General features: G+C 46.7%; 13 protein-coding genes. 8 read left to right on the top strand and 5 right to left on the bottom strand.

The genetic code is table 11. The annotated features are described in order from the left end of the window. Positions 1 to 338 precede the first annotated feature (338 nt). Positions 339 to 830 carry a PTS glucose transporter subunit IIA gene (locus EIH25_RS05390; protein WP_124099314.1) on the top strand — a complete coding sequence of 164 codons (492 nt, stop codon included), beginning with the start codon at positions 339 to 341 and terminating at the stop codon, positions 828 to 830. 243 nt (positions 831 to 1,073) lie between these two features. Here EIH25_RS05390 and EIH25_RS05385 read toward each other — a convergent pair whose 3' ends face one another. The 4 genes from EIH25_RS05385 to EIH25_RS05370 form a co-directional block, all read right to left on the bottom strand. Continuing rightward, positions 1,074 to 2,498 (bottom strand): extracellular solute-binding protein, encoded by a 1,425-nt coding sequence (locus EIH25_RS05385; RefSeq protein WP_124099312.1) that lies wholly within the window; start codon positions 2,496 to 2,498, stop codon positions 1,074 to 1,076. 71 nt (positions 2,499 to 2,569) lie between these two features. After that, positions 2,570 to 3,412: a hypothetical protein gene (locus EIH25_RS05380; RefSeq protein ID WP_124099310.1), complete on the bottom strand. Its 843-nt coding sequence runs from the start codon at positions 3,410 to 3,412 to the stop codon at positions 2,570 to 2,572. A gap of 278 nt (positions 3,413 to 3,690) precedes the next feature. Further along, positions 3,691 to 4,716, bottom strand: coding sequence for a cellulase family glycosylhydrolase (locus EIH25_RS05375; RefSeq protein ID WP_124099308.1), 1,026 nt, complete (start codon positions 4,714 to 4,716; stop codon positions 3,691 to 3,693). Positions 4,717 to 4,722: 6 nt separating this feature from the next. Then, a complete protein-coding gene (locus tag EIH25_RS05370; RefSeq protein ID WP_124099306.1) occupies positions 4,723 to 5,517 on the bottom strand; it encodes an AraC family transcriptional regulator in 795 nt (264 codons plus the stop codon). A 245-nt stretch (positions 5,518 to 5,762) separates the two neighbouring features. Between EIH25_RS05370 and EIH25_RS05365 the strand changes: the two genes are divergently transcribed. From EIH25_RS05365 to EIH25_RS05335, 7 genes are all read left to right on the top strand, one after another. Then, positions 5,763 to 7,241, top strand: coding sequence for an alpha-N-arabinofuranosidase (locus EIH25_RS05365; protein WP_124099304.1), 1,479 nt, complete (start codon positions 5,763 to 5,765; stop codon positions 7,239 to 7,241). A 10-nt stretch (positions 7,242 to 7,251) separates the two neighbouring features. Next, positions 7,252 to 8,451, top strand: coding sequence for a glycoside hydrolase family 5 protein (locus tag EIH25_RS05360; RefSeq protein ID WP_243113088.1), 1,200 nt, complete (start codon positions 7,252 to 7,254; stop codon positions 8,449 to 8,451). Positions 8,452 to 8,635: 184 nt separating this feature from the next. Next, the gene (araA, locus tag EIH25_RS05355; RefSeq protein ID WP_124099302.1) at positions 8,636 to 10,102 is read left to right on the top strand and encodes an L-arabinose isomerase; all 1,467 of its coding nucleotides are present in this window, start codon (positions 8,636 to 8,638) and stop codon (positions 10,100 to 10,102) included. 4 nt (positions 10,103 to 10,106) lie between these two features. Next, positions 10,107 to 11,675 carry an FGGY-family carbohydrate kinase gene (locus EIH25_RS05350; RefSeq protein ID WP_124099300.1) on the top strand — a complete coding sequence of 523 codons (1,569 nt, stop codon included), beginning with the start codon at positions 10,107 to 10,109 and terminating at the stop codon, positions 11,673 to 11,675. 1 nt (position 11,676) lies between these two features. Beyond that, positions 11,677 to 12,369 (top strand): L-ribulose-5-phosphate 4-epimerase, encoded by a 693-nt coding sequence (gene araD / locus EIH25_RS05345; RefSeq protein WP_124099298.1) that lies wholly within the window; start codon positions 11,677 to 11,679, stop codon positions 12,367 to 12,369. A 40-nt stretch (positions 12,370 to 12,409) separates the two neighbouring features. After that, complete coding sequence (locus EIH25_RS05340; RefSeq protein ID WP_124099296.1) at positions 12,410 to 13,756, top strand: GH1 family beta-glucosidase; 1,347 nt, start codon at positions 12,410 to 12,412, stop codon at positions 13,754 to 13,756. Positions 13,757 to 13,777: 21 nt separating this feature from the next. After that, positions 13,778 to 14,302 (top strand): GNAT family protein, encoded by a 525-nt coding sequence (locus tag EIH25_RS05335; protein WP_124099294.1) that lies wholly within the window; start codon positions 13,778 to 13,780, stop codon positions 14,300 to 14,302. 90 nt (positions 14,303 to 14,392) lie between these two features. On the opposite strand, the gene dnaJ is transcribed toward EIH25_RS05335, so the two are convergent. Next, positions 14,393 to 15,544 (bottom strand): molecular chaperone DnaJ, encoded by a 1,152-nt coding sequence (gene dnaJ, locus EIH25_RS05330; protein ID WP_124099292.1) that lies wholly within the window; start codon positions 15,542 to 15,544, stop codon positions 14,393 to 14,395. Positions 15,545 to 15,567: the final 23 nt, after the last annotated feature.

Genomic DNA, 15,567 nt, shown 5'->3' with positions numbered 1-15,567 from the left:
ATACCTGACATATGCGCAGTTTCGCACAGCGCCGCAGGGTTACCGCCTTATTATTATACCTTTTTTTGTTTGGGTTTGCAACTGTAATTCAGAATAAAATATCGGTTCTTTGCTTAGCGGCGAATACCGGGATGAATACTGTTTTAACAGCTTTAAATGTAAATGATTTATGGTGTTTTATACAAAAAATTAAAAAACAAAGACGTTTAAGTTGTCAAAAGCTATAAATTTTCTGATTTTAAATAAAAAAATATTAATATCTATTGCAAAACGCATAATAATTTGTTAAAATAATATAGAGAAAAAGTTTATGCTTTGCAAAACAGGTGGTGTGGCAGATGACATTTTTTAAAAGATCGTCGGAAAAAAAGCGCGATTTTAACTATTTGACCTCCTGTACGGCAGGAGAGATCATTCCCGTTGAAAAAATCAACGATATGGTGTTTTCGTCAAAAATACTGGGAGACGGTTTTGGAGTTATACCCAACTCCGGAGGAGTATGCAGTCCTGTCAGGGGAGTCGTCAAGGATATAACGAATGACGGGCATGAAATAAATATAAAAAGCTGCGATGGACTGCTTGTGCTTATTCATATAGGAATGAATACCGCGAAAAGGGATATGTTGTGTATAAATCCTGAAGTAAGCGTAGGAGATGAGATCGAGATGGGGCAGCGTATATGTGAAACTGATCCTGACGGGACAGCCGATGAAGGATATGATCCGACGATCGCGGTTATAATTACAAACAGTGAGATTTTAAAATCCTACAGCCTCAAAACGGGGGTAATAGACAGTCCGGATATTCCGGTGATGAAGTATACTCTGTGATACGGCTGCTTTGGTATGGGAGCAATATCCGCTGCTTTCCGCGTCAGCGGATATTTTTGTAAGTCGCGGAGTTTCATATGAATAATAATTTTTACAGCTGTGAATAAGCTGATATAAAAAAATACCGCGCAAAGACCAGACAGCGGTTTTGCGCGGTATTTTTTTATTTTGCAGACGCGGCAATTATTTATAAGGCTTGATAATACGAGCTGTTAAAACCGTTTGCAGCCGCTGCAAAGTTTATCAGGAATCAATATTTTCCTGCGCCTCGGTAATGAGGAAATCAAGAGCCTGCTCGTTCGACGAAACGATTTCCGACCAGGTTGTTGTGCCCGCAGGATTCATAGTACCCTTGATTATGGTGTCTGTCAGCGATGTAACATCGGGCGATATACCCTCGCTGAATTCAAATACAGGGTGCTGCTCCGCCAGATCGTAAATAGTATCTCGCATTTCGAGCATTTCATCTGTCCAACCATAATCAGTCTGCAGCTGTTCGAGAACAACGTTGTGAGCCGCCTCATCAATTTCCGCGTATCTGGTGCAGTCAAGCCACGCGGCGACTCCTTCGGGATTCTTGGCGTCTTTAACTATGCAGTAGCCGTGAACTCTTGAAGGAACATACTGAGCTTCGCTGTCGGCCGCGCACGGAATGGGAACAAACATAACCTCTCCTGCTGAGATATCGCCGTATGGAGCGGTAACTGACGGCGCGTCTTCTATTGACCAGAAGCCTATAGGATAAAAAAGTGTTTCTCCTGAGGCGATTCCCTGACCGTATGTATTTCCCCTTACCTGCCAGTTGTTTTCATTCTTGGGATAAACCACTCCGTTTTTCTGAAGCTCGTACATCATATTCTGAGCCTTCGCGATTTCGGGGCTTGATATATTGTTTACGATCTTTCCGTCTTCCATACCGACCAGCGGCTTGCCTGTAGAAGCTGTAATTGCTTTTTCATAATACCAGCCGTCAAGGGCGTATTTGTCTTTTTCAGCGTCAGTAAATTCTGTACACATCTCTGAAAACGTATCCCAGTTCCACTCGCCGTTTGCATAAAGCTCTGCCGGATCGTCAAAGCCTTCGCTCTCTATAACGTTTTTGTTGTAAATAACAACATAGCAAGGCTCAACTCTTGAAACGGCAACATAATGCTTTTCCTTATACATAAACTGATCAGAAGCCGCTTTCACATCCGACCATAACGGATCGCTGAAATCAATATAGTCGTCTATAGGATCGATCATGTTCTTAATCGCGCCTTTCGGAAAAACGTCCATATCGTCCGCGCCGATGAAATCCGGAGAATTGTTTGACATTATCAGTGAAGCGAGATCATCAAACTTGGTATCCCATGTGGTCTGAATGTAATTGATCTTGCCGTTATATATTGTCTGGAACAGAGCAAGGTCGACGCCTATTTCCTTATCAGCCGAAGATGTCGGATTGATGTCATAGAAAGAGAACCAGTCTATTTCGGTGTTTTCAAGCTGTCTTTTATCCGTAATACTGTCTGCAAGCCTATGGATTATCTCCTGCTGAGACTCTTTAAGCTTTTTTTCCGGCGTGGAGGACGAGCTGTCGTCTGATTTGTTTCCGCAGGCGGCAAAGCTCAGCGTCATAGTCAGCGCAAGAACCGCTGCGGCTTTACGTTTGAATGCATTTGTCATTTGGATCGTTCCTTTCAATAAGTTTTAAGTTATATTATCCGGCAATTTTCTGCCGGAAGCCGGCGTGTTAGTTACTTGTTTTTCTTAGCTGCTATCAGTGCGGCGGACGAAAGCGCAATTCCTGCTAATACAAGCTCGCCCGCGCCTGTTTCTGCGTTGTCGGTTTTACCGGAAGCGGCGTTAGTTTCGGAAGATGAAGCGTTCTTAGACGCTGCGGCGGTTTCAGAGCTTGCTTCGTTCGCGGATACCGTATCGCTGTCAGATGAATCGTCATCCGTTTCAGATAAACTGCCGCCTGCTTCGGAAGATGTATCGTCGTCTGACGCGGCGCTGCCAAAATCAATAGTCACAAAAAGAGTTCCGCCGCTAAAAGCTCCTTCCTCGTCCCATCCCGCAACCTCGGGAGTCGCTGCCGCTACTAATTCGCCCGTTGTTTCGTCCACCTGCTCGCTGGGTCTTATGTTGATCCTGAAACCGCCTTCCGAACTGAGGTCCGCTTCGGTAATAGCTTTGACTGACGTAAGTTCAGTTACCGTGCCGTCGGCTGCTTCAAACTTTGCCTCTGTAATAGTTATGTCATATGGGTAATTATCCTCCGGAAGGTTATTGACCACTATACCCATGCTGCCTAAGGTGCCGCCGTTTGGCAAGGTAAGACCTTCGCTTATGGTATAGCTGAACTCTAATATACCATCCTCTGTAATTGATACCCAATCGCCCTGATTCCACTGCCAATTTGTGCCCATGTAGAAAGGTAAGCCTCCGATTGAAAAATAAGCGTCATTCATCTCGGCGTCCTCCTCCGAAGGATAAACAACGTCACTCAGCTTTGTCGCCGCTGAAACGCTGAACGCCATGCAGGACGCTGCAAGAGAAGCTGCTGTAAAGCCTACTAACAATTTTTTGATTTTCAATACGATTCCTCCAATACGATGTTTTTTTGCTGGTTCTGATATACTGACCGATATTCCGTTTTCATATCGGTTCTTTATTAAATTATAGACAATTTTATATTTTCGGACAATAGGATAAAATGCAAAAACACTAACGTTTTGTGCTTTTGTTTTTAAGTCTTTACATAAAATAATCCGGCAGAAAACACAGTTCTCTGCCGGATAAATTAAGGAGGAAATTTATTAATTATGCAGTATCGCAGTTTTTTGCAGTACTGCATGAAAGGAAGTTATCATTATTATAGTAGAGTTATGAGCTTGTCTATTACTGATTTCATATGTTCATCGCTGAGTCCGAAGTCAACCTTTTTGTAGGTCCAGGCGGCGCGTGAGATTCCAAGCTTTTCAAACGCCGAATGGATATCCTCGAACCATTTCAAAGCGTCCTCAGGCTCGCTGTTGTTGATTACGCCGTACTCTCCGCAGTAAAGGGAGGTTCCGCGTTCCTCACATATTCTTACCGCGGTTTCAAAACGTTTTTCAAAGTAAGAAGCGTCAAATCCGCTGTCGGAAACGTCGAGGTAATCCTGAATATAGTCCAAACCAATTTCTTTCATTGTTCTGCGGTAATCCGAAATATTACCGGGATAAGAGATACGCAGTTCGTCAGGCATATTGTCAAGCCAGTATGCCGCCTGATGAGTAAACAGGAACGGATCGTAGCAATGAAAGGTATATACGACATTTTCATCATAGGGCGGCGCCAGATCTGCAAGAGCGTCAACAGAATTGTTCCAATAGCCGCCCAGAAGAATTTTAGTTTGAGGCGCATAGAGCCGTATTTTTTTGATCGCGGCGGCGCTTATTCTGTTCCACTCGTCGCTGTATTCCTTGTCAGTGACTTCGTTGAGAATTTCAAACGCAACGTTTTCAGAATATCTGCCGAAGCGGCGCGCGAGCCGCTCCCAAAGAGTATAAAATCTTTCCTGCAAAGCTTTGCTTTCAAATAAGCCGTTTTCGTTATACCCCGGATGAAATGAAAAGCCTATGGTTTTGTGCAGATCAAGGATCATATTAAGATTGTTTTTTTCACACATATCTATCGCTTTCTGAATATATTCAAAGCCGCTTTCAATTATTTTTCCGTCTTCGGTTTCCAGAATATTGTAATCGACCGGTATACGCACATGATCGACGCCCCAAGCGGCAATTACTTTGAAATCGTCCTCGCTGATAAAGCTGTCGAGATGTTTCTTATCATAGGTTCCCTGAGACAGCCAGCCGCCAAGATTTACGCCCTTTTCAAATCCTGCAAATTTTTTCATTTCGGTTTACCTCTTTTCATTAAGTTTTTCAATTCGGTATGCGGAAGGAGTCATACCGGTTTTATTTTTAAACTGACGCATAAAATGCGTATCTGAAGAATAGCCGCACATCTGCGCAATGTATGTGATGGTATAGTCGGTTGAAGAGAGAAGATATTTGGCGTGTTCAATACGGCTGGTTACAACATCGTTCATAGGAGTTGTGCCGAATGTTTTCTTATACATATGCTGAAAGGATGAACGGCTGGCAGTCACCTCATGGGCAAGACCGTCTATATTCCAGTTGTGGGACGGCATATTGTAAATTTTTGTACGCAGTATGGATAATTTTTTATGCCATGTTGCCAGATCCTTGTTTGCCGACGTATTCATTTTTTCGCTGAGCTTGATAAAAAACAGCTTGACAAGCAGATCTACAGAATCCGCTTTGAATAAATTCGCGGAATAATTTTCGTAACACATCATGTTGATGAAAACAGAAAGCTCCGCGACGCTGTCAAGCTTGATTATTTTATCGAAAGGTATATCCAGAGCGGCAAGAAACCTTTCGTCCATTTCGTTATCTGGAAGGAAATGAAACCAGTCGTTGCCGAACTGAGCGCCGTCAGCTTTATAAAATTGCGGAGTTCCTTTATTATAGTATATTACGGAATCAGCTTCGGCGCGGAACTGTACGCCGTCGATCATAAATACAGCAGGAGTTTTCAGCAGCAGCACCAGATAGTCCCCCGACCCTGCGGGGCGGTTGATAAAAAAATCGGCGTCGTGATAATGATTATATCCAACGTTTGTAATCCGCATAGCACATATCTCCCTTAAATTTTATACGTTTATTTTCTTATATTCATTATAATATAAACGGACAGTCAAAGCAATAACAAATAATGCTAAAACAATGATATATCGTGCAAATCGCTTAAATGGGATAGTTTAAGCCGGACTGCGAAATTTGCAGGATATGTCAGTATTCTTGCATTATAAATTATTGTATTTTGCCGCGCTGTGATGTAAACTGTAAAGTATAATTACAATCGGGAGTGGATAACATGGAAACAAAAATTACAGTAAACAGACAAAGCGTTATTTCAGCAATCGATAACAGGATTTACGGTTCGCTTATTGAGCATCTCGGCAGAGCGGTTTACGGCGGAATATATCAGCCCGGCCACGAAACGGCTGATGATATGGGTTTCAGACAGGACGTGCTTGACTATGTAAGGCAGCTTAACGTACCGATCGTAAGGTATCCCGGCGGAAATTTCGTTTCAGGGTATAATTGGGAGGACGGTACGGGTCCGAAGGAGTCCCGCCCTCATAAGCTTGATCTTGCCTGGCAGACCATCGAAACAAATCAGGTTGGTATCGACGAGTTTCAGGAATGGGCAAGACGAGCAAATACCAAGATCATGATGGCGGTAAACCTTGGAACAAGGGGAGCCGACGAAGCCAGGAATCTTGTAGAATACTGCAATCTCGATACCGATACCTACTATGCGCAGTTAAGACGCAGAAACGGATTTAAAAAGCCGTTCGGTATAAAGCTGTGGTGTCTTGGAAATGAAATGGACGGTCCCTGGCAGATATGCGCGCAGACGGCCGCGGAGTATGCGCGGAAGGCTTGCGAAGCCGCAAAGCTGATGAAATGGGTAGATCCCTCCATAGAGCTTGTGGCCTGCGGAAGCTCCAATAAGGATATGGCAACCTTCGGCGAATGGGAAAGAACAGTCCTGCGCGGGTGCTATGAACATATCGACTATATTTCGCTGCATAATTACTATGGAAATCCGGATAACGATACGCCGCAATATCTTGCTCAGGCTGTGAATATGGATGAATTTATCAAGACTGTTGCCAAGATATGCGATGAAATAAAGGCGGAAAAGGGAAGCGATAAAACTGTAAACCTTTCCTTTGACGAGTGGAACATCTGGTTTCACAGCCTTGAGCAGGATAAGCGGGTCAAAAGATATACCGCCGCGCCCCGGCTGCTGGAGGACATATATAATTTTGAGGACGCTCTGGTGGCGGGTACTTTACTGATAACGCTGATCAATAATTCAGACAGGGTCAAGATCGCCTGCCTTGCGCAGCTTGTGAACGTGATTGCGCCGATTATGACCGAGGATAACGGCTGCTGGCTGCAAACGCTGTTTTATCCGTTTCTGCACGCCTCTCTGTTCGGCAGAGGCGCCGCGCTTAATGTCGGTATTAGCTGTGAAACCTATGATACGGAAAGTATTAAGGGAGTGCCTTATGTAACGGCTGCGGCAGTATTGAACGATAACGGCGAGATCAGCATTTTTGCGGTGAATCGTTCACTGGACGAGGACGCGGTTCTGAATACCGAGTTTATCGGGTTTGAGGACTATGCTTTGTTTGAGCATATCGAGCTTAACTGCAGCGACCTTAAAGCGGTAAATTCTATTGAAAAGCCGGATAATATTGTTCCGGCAAACAAACAGACAGGCGGTAAAACCGAGCTTTCGGCACATTCATGGAATGTGCTGAGGTTCAGAAAAAAATGAGGTGAGCAAATTGAAAAAAGCAAAGATATTACTTATTTTGACTGCCCTGACGTTGGCGCTTGGGAGTCTTGCAGGCTGCGGCGGAAGTGAAGCTTCACCTGATTCCGAAACCAGTACGAGCTCGGCGGAAGCTTTGGAAGGAGAGAACGCAAAAAATGTTGATCTGAACCGACCGGGCGAGGTAAGAGATATTACTCCCGCAGAGCTTATAGCAGAGATGAAGACCGGCTGGAATCTTGGAAATTCTTTTGACGCCGACAGCGCTGAGGGTCTGGACGCGGAAACTTCATGGGACAATCCAAAAACTACGAAGGCAATGATAGACGAGGTGTCGGCAAGAGGCTTCGACACTATCAGGATTCCTGTGACCTGGGGCGGACATATGGGAGAAGCTCCTGAATACGCCGTTGATGACGAATGGATGGACAGGGTGCAGGAGGTAGTCAATTATGCTGTTGACAATGATATGTTCGTTATTCTTGACTCTCACCACGAGGAGGACTGGCGCATACCGGATTATGAGCATATCGACGCTGTAAGCGAAAAGGTCTATGCTCTCTGGGTGCAGATCGCGCAACGCTTTAAGGATTACGGCGATCATTTGATTTTTGACGGTCTTAACGAACCCAGAGTAGTCGGAGGCGCGAATGAATGGAACGGAGGAACAGATGAGGGAAGGCGCTGTCTCGACAGGCTTAATCAGACCTTTGTGGACGCCGTGCGCTCCACAGGCGGTAACAATGAAAAGCGGCTGCTTCTGGTGACGACCTTTGCGTCCTCCAGCGCAAAGCAGGCAATAAACGATGTGGCTGTTCCTGAGGACGACCATATAGCGTTTTCGATTCACGCTTACACGCCGTATGCTTTTACATACAGCCCTAAAGAGGATTGGGAGCTTTTTGAATGGGATGGTTCTCACGAAAGCGATATTGATAATATGTTTTATGATTTGAAGGAAGCTTTTCTTGATAAAGGCATACCGGTGATCATTACAGAGTACGGCGCGGTAAACAAATTCGGAAATGATGATGAGGTTGCAAAATGGGTAACATATTATCTTTCAACTGCAAAATCCCTCGGTATTCCCTGTGTTTGGTGGGATAACGGATATTATATTTCCGGCAACGAGCTGTTCGGTATCTTTAACCGAGATGAATGCAGCTGGTATACTGAAACGGTAGTTAACGCGATAACTGCGGTTTATGAATAACAGTATGACAATAAAAAAGACGATTAAGTATCAGAAAATACGCTAAAGCTACTGTGATCAGGAAAAACCGTACAAAGCCGGCTCATGGTTTTTGTGCGGTTATGTCTTGAAAAAGCCGGAGGATATATGTTATAATAGCGATAACGGATATAGGTATAAATTTTGAAAACGGAGGGAAACGGTAATGAAAAAGCTTTATTTTATTACGGGGAGTCAGGATCTGTACGGCGAGGAGACCTTAGCCAGGGCAGCGGAGGATTCAAAGGAAATGGCGGCTTATCTTAATGAAAAGCTCCGCTCGGTTTCAGAGGTTGTTTTTCAGCCGGTCGTGAGAAACAGCGCGGAGGCGCTTGGCGTATGCACAGAGGCTTCTGCTGATCCGGACTGCGTGGGAGTTATTATGTGGATGCACACCTTTTCTCCCGCCAAAATGTGGATAGGGGCGCTGAAGGCGCTGAGCAAGCCTATGCTTCATCTGCACACCCAGTATAATAAAAGACTTCCATATGGCAGCATTGATATGGATTTTATGAATCTTAATCAATCCGCTCACGGAGACCGCGAGTTCGGTTTTATCTGCACCCGTCTGGGAATAAAAAGGGAGGTCGTTTCTGGCTATTATAAGCACGACGACGTAATTGAAAAGATACGCCGCTTTGCACAGGCGGCTTCAGCCGTAGATTTCGGCAGGGGCATGAGGGTGGCAATGTTCGGCAGCAATATGCGCGATGTTGCCGTAACGGACGGAGATCGTGTTGAAAGCGAGATAAAATACGGCTGGAACGTTAATTATTACGGTATCGGCGATTTGTGCGACATTATCAGCGGGCTGACGGACGGCGAGATAGACGGCAAGATGTCAGAGTATTCCGAGAAATACGTCATTAATACCGAAAACGCCGCCGCTGTCAGGGAGCAGGCAAAATATGAGGCTGCAATAGAAAGGTTTATCGAGCGTGAAAATATAAGCGCGTTTACCGATACCTTTCAGGATCTGCACGGTCTGAATCAGCTGCCGGGGCTTGCGGTTCAGAACATTATGGCTAAGGGATTCGGATTCGCTCCCGAAGGCGACTATAAGACTGCCGCCCTTACCGCGGTTCTCTGCAAAATGGCTGAGGGAAGAAGCGGCGCGACGGGATTTTTGGAGGACTATACTTACGATTTGCCGCAGAACGAGGAAATAGAGCTTGCTTCGCATATGCTTGAGGTTTCGCCTGTTTTTGCTGCCGATAAGCCTAAAATTGAGGTTCATCCTCTTGGGATCGGCGGAAAATCCGATCCTGCCCGGCTTGTTTTCGACGGTATAACCGGCGAGGGAATTGCGGTTTCCATGGTTGATATGGGCGATCGTTTCAGACTGGTGTGCGCGGAAATAACTCTTGTCAAGCAGCCGCAGCCTATGCCTGAGCTGCCTGTTGCCAGAGTTATGTGGAAGCTTAAGCCGGATTTCGCTGTAGGCGCCGCGGCATGGATCTATGCCGGCGGAGCGCATCACGCTGTTGTTTCAACGGCTCTGACTGTCGAGGACATAAGGCTTTTTGCTAAAATGACCGGCACAGAGCTTGTTGTTATTGACGAAAAAACAGAGCTTAACGCCTTTGAGCAGCAGCTTGATATGCTGGACGCGCTGGCGAAGCTCAGGAGGTAACGATATGCTTGAGCTTGATAAGACCTATCTGGGCATAGAGCTTGGCTCAACAAGAATAAAAGCTTCGCTTATCGACCAGAATTATATACCTGTCGCCAGCGGCAGTCATCAGTGGGAAAACCGGCTGGAAAACGGATATTGGACATACTCGCGGGAGGATATCCATAACGGGATAAGAAGCTGTTTTGCTTCTCTTGCACAGGACGTTATGTCAAAATACGGTGTTCCGCTTACGACCGTAGGCGCAATGGGGATTTCCGCAATGATGCACGGCTATATGGCTTTTGATAAGAATGATAATCTTCTTGTGCCGTTCAGAACATGGAGAAATACCACTACAAAGCAGGCGGCTGAAAGGCTGACAAAACTGCTTGATTTTAATATTCCCCAGCGCTGGAGTATCGCGCACCTTTATCAGGCGGCGCTGGATAATGAGCCTCACATTGCGCGAATCGCTCATATCACAACACTTGCGGGCTATATAAATTATCTGCTTACCGGAGAAAGGGCTGTAGGAATAGGAGAGGCTTCCGGAATTTTTCCTGTTGAGGGAAAAGGCTACAATAAGCGCTTTATTGAGCTTACAGAAAAGCTTCTGTCCGAACACGGTTTTAAAAGCGGGCTTGAAGATATTCTGCCGCCTGTAAAGCTTGCCGGAGATAAAGGCGCGGTTCTTACGGCGGAGGGAGCGAAATTTCTTGATCCGAGCGGCGTATTTCAGGCGGGAGTACCGCTTTGTCCTCCTGAGGGCGACGCCGGAACAGGTATGACCGCCGCGAATGCTGTCAGGGAAAAAACGGGAAACGTTTCCGCGGGGACTTCGATTTTTTCTATGCTTGTCCTCGAAAAAAATCCCGGCGGAGCGGTATATCCTGAAATCGATATTGTTGCGACTCCCGACGGTTTGCCCGCGGCAATGGTGCATTGCAACAACTGCTGCTGCGAGCTGGACGAATGGGTGGAGATATTCAGCGAGTTCGGGCGGCTTGCCGGTAACAGAACCGACAGATCGGCCTTATATGAAATGCTTTATAAAAACGCAATGACGGGCGATCCCGACTGCGGCGGAGTTACCGTATATAACTTTCTTTCCGGCGAACCTGTAGCCGGAGTTGACAACGGTAGACCGATGTATTTCAGAATGCCGGAGGGAAAAATGAGTCTTGCGAATTTTTTCAGGGCGCAGATATATTCGGCGTTTGCTTCGCTTAAAATCGGTATGGATATTCTTTTTGAAAAAGAGCAGGTTACGGCGGTGCAGTTTACAGGTCACGGCGGGCTTTTCAAGGTAAAAGGCACTGCTCAGCAGATCCTTGCCGACGCGTTTGACACGCCTGTTTCGGTTATGGAAACCGCCGGTGAGGGCGGAGCCTGGGGAATGGCGCTTCTCGCGGCGTATATGGTTTGCGGAAAAGAAAAGAGTCTTGCTGACTGGCTTGATTCAGAAGTTTTTTCAGCAATGAAAAAGCATACCGTCTATCCTGAAAGCTCAGGAAAAGAAGGCTTCCGAAAATATTTGGAGAGGTATACCGCGGCTCTTGCCGCTGAAAAAATTCTTGGAGGGATACGTTAAAATGCTTGAACAGTTAAAGCGGGAGGTCTTTGAGGCGAATATTATGCTTCCTAAATATAATCTGGTAACCTTCACATGGGGCAACGTTTCGGCGGTGGACAGAGAAAGCGGAATAATGATAATCAAACCCTCCGGCGTTGAATACGACGTGCTGACTCCAGAGGATATGGTGGCGGTAGAGCTTTCCACAGGAAGGGTGGCTGAGGGGAAATACAGACCCTCCAGCGATACTCCCACTCATCTGGAATTGTACAGAGCCTTTGAGAACGTCGGCGGAATAGTACACACCCACAGCCGCTGGGCGACTTCCTTTGCACAGGCGGGTGCGGGAATTATACCTATGGGCACTACTCAGGGAGATTATTTCTACGGCGAGATTCCCTGCACAAGAGATATGACTCCCGAGGAAATCGGAGGAGAATATGAGAAGAAAACGGGAACCGTTATAATTGAAACGTTCAGGGGAACAGACCCTATGACAGTTCCCGCGGCGCTTGTAAAAAATCACGGACCGTTTGCGTGGGGAAAAAACGCGGCGGAGGCTGTACACAATGCGGTCGTTCTCGAGGAAATAGCGTTTATGAATTACCATGCTATGGAGATCAACCCCAAGGCGGGACGTATGCAGCAGGAGCTTCTGGACAGGCACTACCTGCGTAAGCATGGCGAAAACGCTTATTACGGACAAGGTTAGGAAAAAGTATTATCATGAATAATGAAAGGAAGGTTAAGCTATGAGTTTCAGAAACGACTTTGTGTGGGGAGCGGCTACCGCTTCCTATCAGATCGAGGGCGCTTATGACAAGGACGGAAAGGGCAGAAGTATATGGGACGAATTTACGCATACCGAGGGTAAAATCTCAGACAAAAGTACGGGCGATACTGCCTGCGACCACTATCACAGATATAAGGAAGACGTAAAACTGATGTCCGAGCTGGGAATCAAAGCCTACCGCTTTTCAATCGCATGGAGCAGATTACTTCCCGACGGTACCGGCAGGGTGAATCAAAAGGGCATAGATTTTTACAATTCGCTTATCAACGAGCTTTCAGCGTACGGAATCGAGCCTTATATTACCTTGTATCACTGGGATCTGCCCTATGCCCTTCATCTTAAAGGCGGCTGGCTGAACGACGATATTTCCGACTGCTTTGAGCTTTATACGTCAATAGTTGCGGAAAACTTCGGAGACAGAGTAAAGAATTTCATAACCTTTAATGAGCCGCAGGTTTTTACGGGGTGCGGATATTCTGAGGGCAGCCACGCTCCGGGCTACAGGCTGGCTGATAAGGACCTGCTGCGTATATGCCATAACGTACTTAAGTCGCACGGTAAGGCGGTCAGGGCTTTACGGAAAATCGTTCCCGATGTTAAGATCGGCTTTACCTCCGCCAGCAGTCCGCTTGTTCCGATGGCGGACTGCGACATAGAAGCCGCTCGCAGCGCGTATTTCAGCTGCGGAAAGGGTAATTTCCTCTATTCCCAATCGTTCTGGCATGACCCTATCATATTTGGCAGATATCCGGAGAAGATACTGAATGATTATGCGGACGTTTTTCCAAAGGCGACGGATGAGGATATGAAGCTTATATCCGCGCCTATTGATTACATCGGGCTGAATATTTACACCGGTTCGTTTGTAAAAGCCGGCAAGGACGGCTGCGCGCAGCAGGTTTCCTGTCGTCCGGGACATCCCCGCACCGCTATCGGCTGGGATATAATCCCCGAATCTGTTTACTGGGGGACAAAATTCTATTACGACAGGTACAAGCTGCCGCTTTATATTACCGAAAACGGAATGTCTGCCCACGACTGCGTTTCCCTGGACGGAAAGGTCCACGATCCCAACAGAACCGATTATCTGAATCGGTATCTGCGTGAGCTTAAAAAATCGGCGGAAGACGGAGCTGATATAAGAGGCTATTTTCAGTGGTCTCTGCTGGATAATTTCGAATGGGCGTGCGGATACAAAGAAAGATTCGGTATTGTTTATGTAGATTATGAAACACAGAACAGGATCGTAAAGGATTCAGGGTACTGGTACAGAAGCGTAATCAATGAAAACGGCGAAAATCTGTAATTAGTAAGGGGATATCTGCTTATGAATTGTCAGCTCAGAAATTGGACTATGGAGGACGCCGAAAGCCTGGCGGAGATTATTTCAAATAAAAAGCTGCAGGACAATCTCCGCGACGGAATACCTTTTCCGTATACCGTACAGGACGGAAAGGCTTTTATCACTGAAATGCTGTCCTCGGACAAAAACGATATATTCGCGTTTGCCGTTATCGCTGACGGCAAACTGGCGGGAAGTATAGCGGCGTACCGTCAGGAAAATATACACTGCAAAACGGCTGAGCTTGGATATTATCTTGCGGAGGAATGCTGGGGCAGAGGAGTTATGACTGAAGCCGTTCGTCAGATATGCCGGTATGTTTTTTCGCACAGCGATATTATCCGTATCTATGCGGAGCCGTTCGCGTATAATACCGGCTCCTGCCGGGTGCTGGAAAAAGCGGGCTTTCAGTATGAAGGCACGCTTCGCTGCAATGCGGTAAAGAACGGAAAGGTACTGGATATGAAGATGTATTCTTTGCTGAGGGAAAATTACGGCGGCTGCTTATAGCACAGCGGCGAGCTTTTATACAGCTATATAAATAATAAGCAGGACTGCCGCGCCGGATTCCAACGGCGCGGCAGTCCTGCTTGTTTTTGCCTACTTGAATTTATCCTTCAGCTTGTCAAAAAAGCTTTCCCGTTTCTGATAATTCTTGTTGGACAGAGAATCGTCAAACTTTTTAAGCAGATTTTTCTGCTCCTTTGTTAAATTTTTCGGTATTTCCACGTTTACCCTGACGTAATGATCTCCTCTGTCGGAGCGGTAAAGCTTTTTGATGCCCTTTCCTCTCAGACGGAATACCGTGTTGGTCTGAGTGCCTTCCGGAACGTTGTATTTTACCTTACCGTCCACGGTAGGAACGACTATTTCCGCTCCGAGAGTCGCCTGAGTATAAGTAAGAGGAATGTCCGTCCAGACATCGTAGCCGTCGCGCTCGAAAATAGGATCGGGGCGGACTGTAACGTGAACGTGCAGATCGCCGTTCTGTCCTCCGTTTATGCCCGCGTGTCCGCCGCCCTGCACTCTCAGCGTCTGACCGTCGTCAACACCTGCCGGAATCTCGATTTCCTTGGTTGAAGCCTTTCTTACCTGTCCCTTTCCTGAGCAGGCCCGGCACGGAGTTTCAACGATCTTTCCGCTTCCCGAACAGCGGCTGCACCTTGAAGTAGACGCGATATTGCCGAAAGGCGTTCGCTGAGATACCCTTACCTGACCTGTTCCGTGACAGTCGGGGCAGGTTTTCGGACTTGTTCCCGCCGCGGCGCCGGTTCCGTGGCACTCCGGACAGCTTTCAAGTCTGTTTATTCTCACGGAAGCTTTTTTGCCTGTGCAGGCTTCCATAAAATCAATAGCGATGCTTGCCTCAATATCTCCGCCCCGTCTGGGAGCGTTTGGATTGGACGAACGGCTTGAGCCGCCAAAGCCTCCGAAGAACGAGTTGAGAATATCGTCCATATCTCCGAAACCTCCGAAGCCGCTGAAACCGCCGAAGCCGCCTCCCTGACCGGCGCCGTAATTCGGATCTACTCCGGCATGGCCGAACTGATCGTATTTGGCTTTCTTATCAGGATCGGACAAAACCTCATAGGCTTCGTTGACCTCCTTGAACTTTGCTTCGCATTCCTTGTCGTCCGGATGCAGATCGGGATGATACTGCTTGGCAAGCTTCCGGAAAGCTTTTTTTATTTCATCGTCTGACGCTCCCTTTGAAACGCCCAGCACCTCATAATAATCTCGCTTTTCTGCCATATAACATACTCCCTTGGATTAGG

This window comes from Ruminococcus sp. Marseille-P6503 (assembly GCF_900604945.1).
GTDB lineage: Bacteria > Bacillota > Clostridia > Oscillospirales > Ruminococcaceae > FB2012.
This window is presented reverse-complemented; position numbering and strand designations above follow the sequence as displayed.

Bases quoted from the DNA above. Each gene is read 5' to 3' on its own strand.
- EIH25_RS05390 (WP_124099314.1), top strand. From the start codon at position 339: ATGACATTTTTTAAAAGATCGTCGGAAAAAAAGCGCGATTTTAACTAT.
- EIH25_RS05385 (WP_124099312.1), bottom strand. From the start codon at position 2,498: ATGACAAATGCATTCAAACGTAAAGCCGCAGCGGTTCTTGCGCTGACT.
- EIH25_RS05375 (WP_124099308.1), bottom strand. From the start codon at position 4,716: ATGAAAAAATTTGCAGGATTTGAAAAGGGCGTAAATCTTGGCGGCTGG.
- EIH25_RS05370 (WP_124099306.1), bottom strand. From the start codon at position 5,517: ATGCGGATTACAAACGTTGGATATAATCATTATCACGACGCCGATTTT.
- EIH25_RS05365 (WP_124099304.1), top strand. From the start codon at position 5,763: ATGGAAACAAAAATTACAGTAAACAGACAAAGCGTTATTTCAGCAATC.
- araA (WP_124099302.1), top strand. From the start codon at position 8,636: ATGAAAAAGCTTTATTTTATTACGGGGAGTCAGGATCTGTACGGCGAG.
- EIH25_RS05350 (WP_124099300.1), top strand. From the start codon at position 10,107: ATGCTTGAGCTTGATAAGACCTATCTGGGCATAGAGCTTGGCTCAACA.
- araD (WP_124099298.1), top strand. From the start codon at position 11,677: ATGCTTGAACAGTTAAAGCGGGAGGTCTTTGAGGCGAATATTATGCTT.
- EIH25_RS05340 (WP_124099296.1), top strand. From the start codon at position 12,410: ATGAGTTTCAGAAACGACTTTGTGTGGGGAGCGGCTACCGCTTCCTAT.
- EIH25_RS05335 (WP_124099294.1), top strand. From the start codon at position 13,778: ATGAATTGTCAGCTCAGAAATTGGACTATGGAGGACGCCGAAAGCCTG.
- dnaJ (WP_124099292.1), bottom strand. From the start codon at position 15,544: ATGGCAGAAAAGCGAGATTATTATGAGGTGCTGGGCGTTTCAAAGGGA.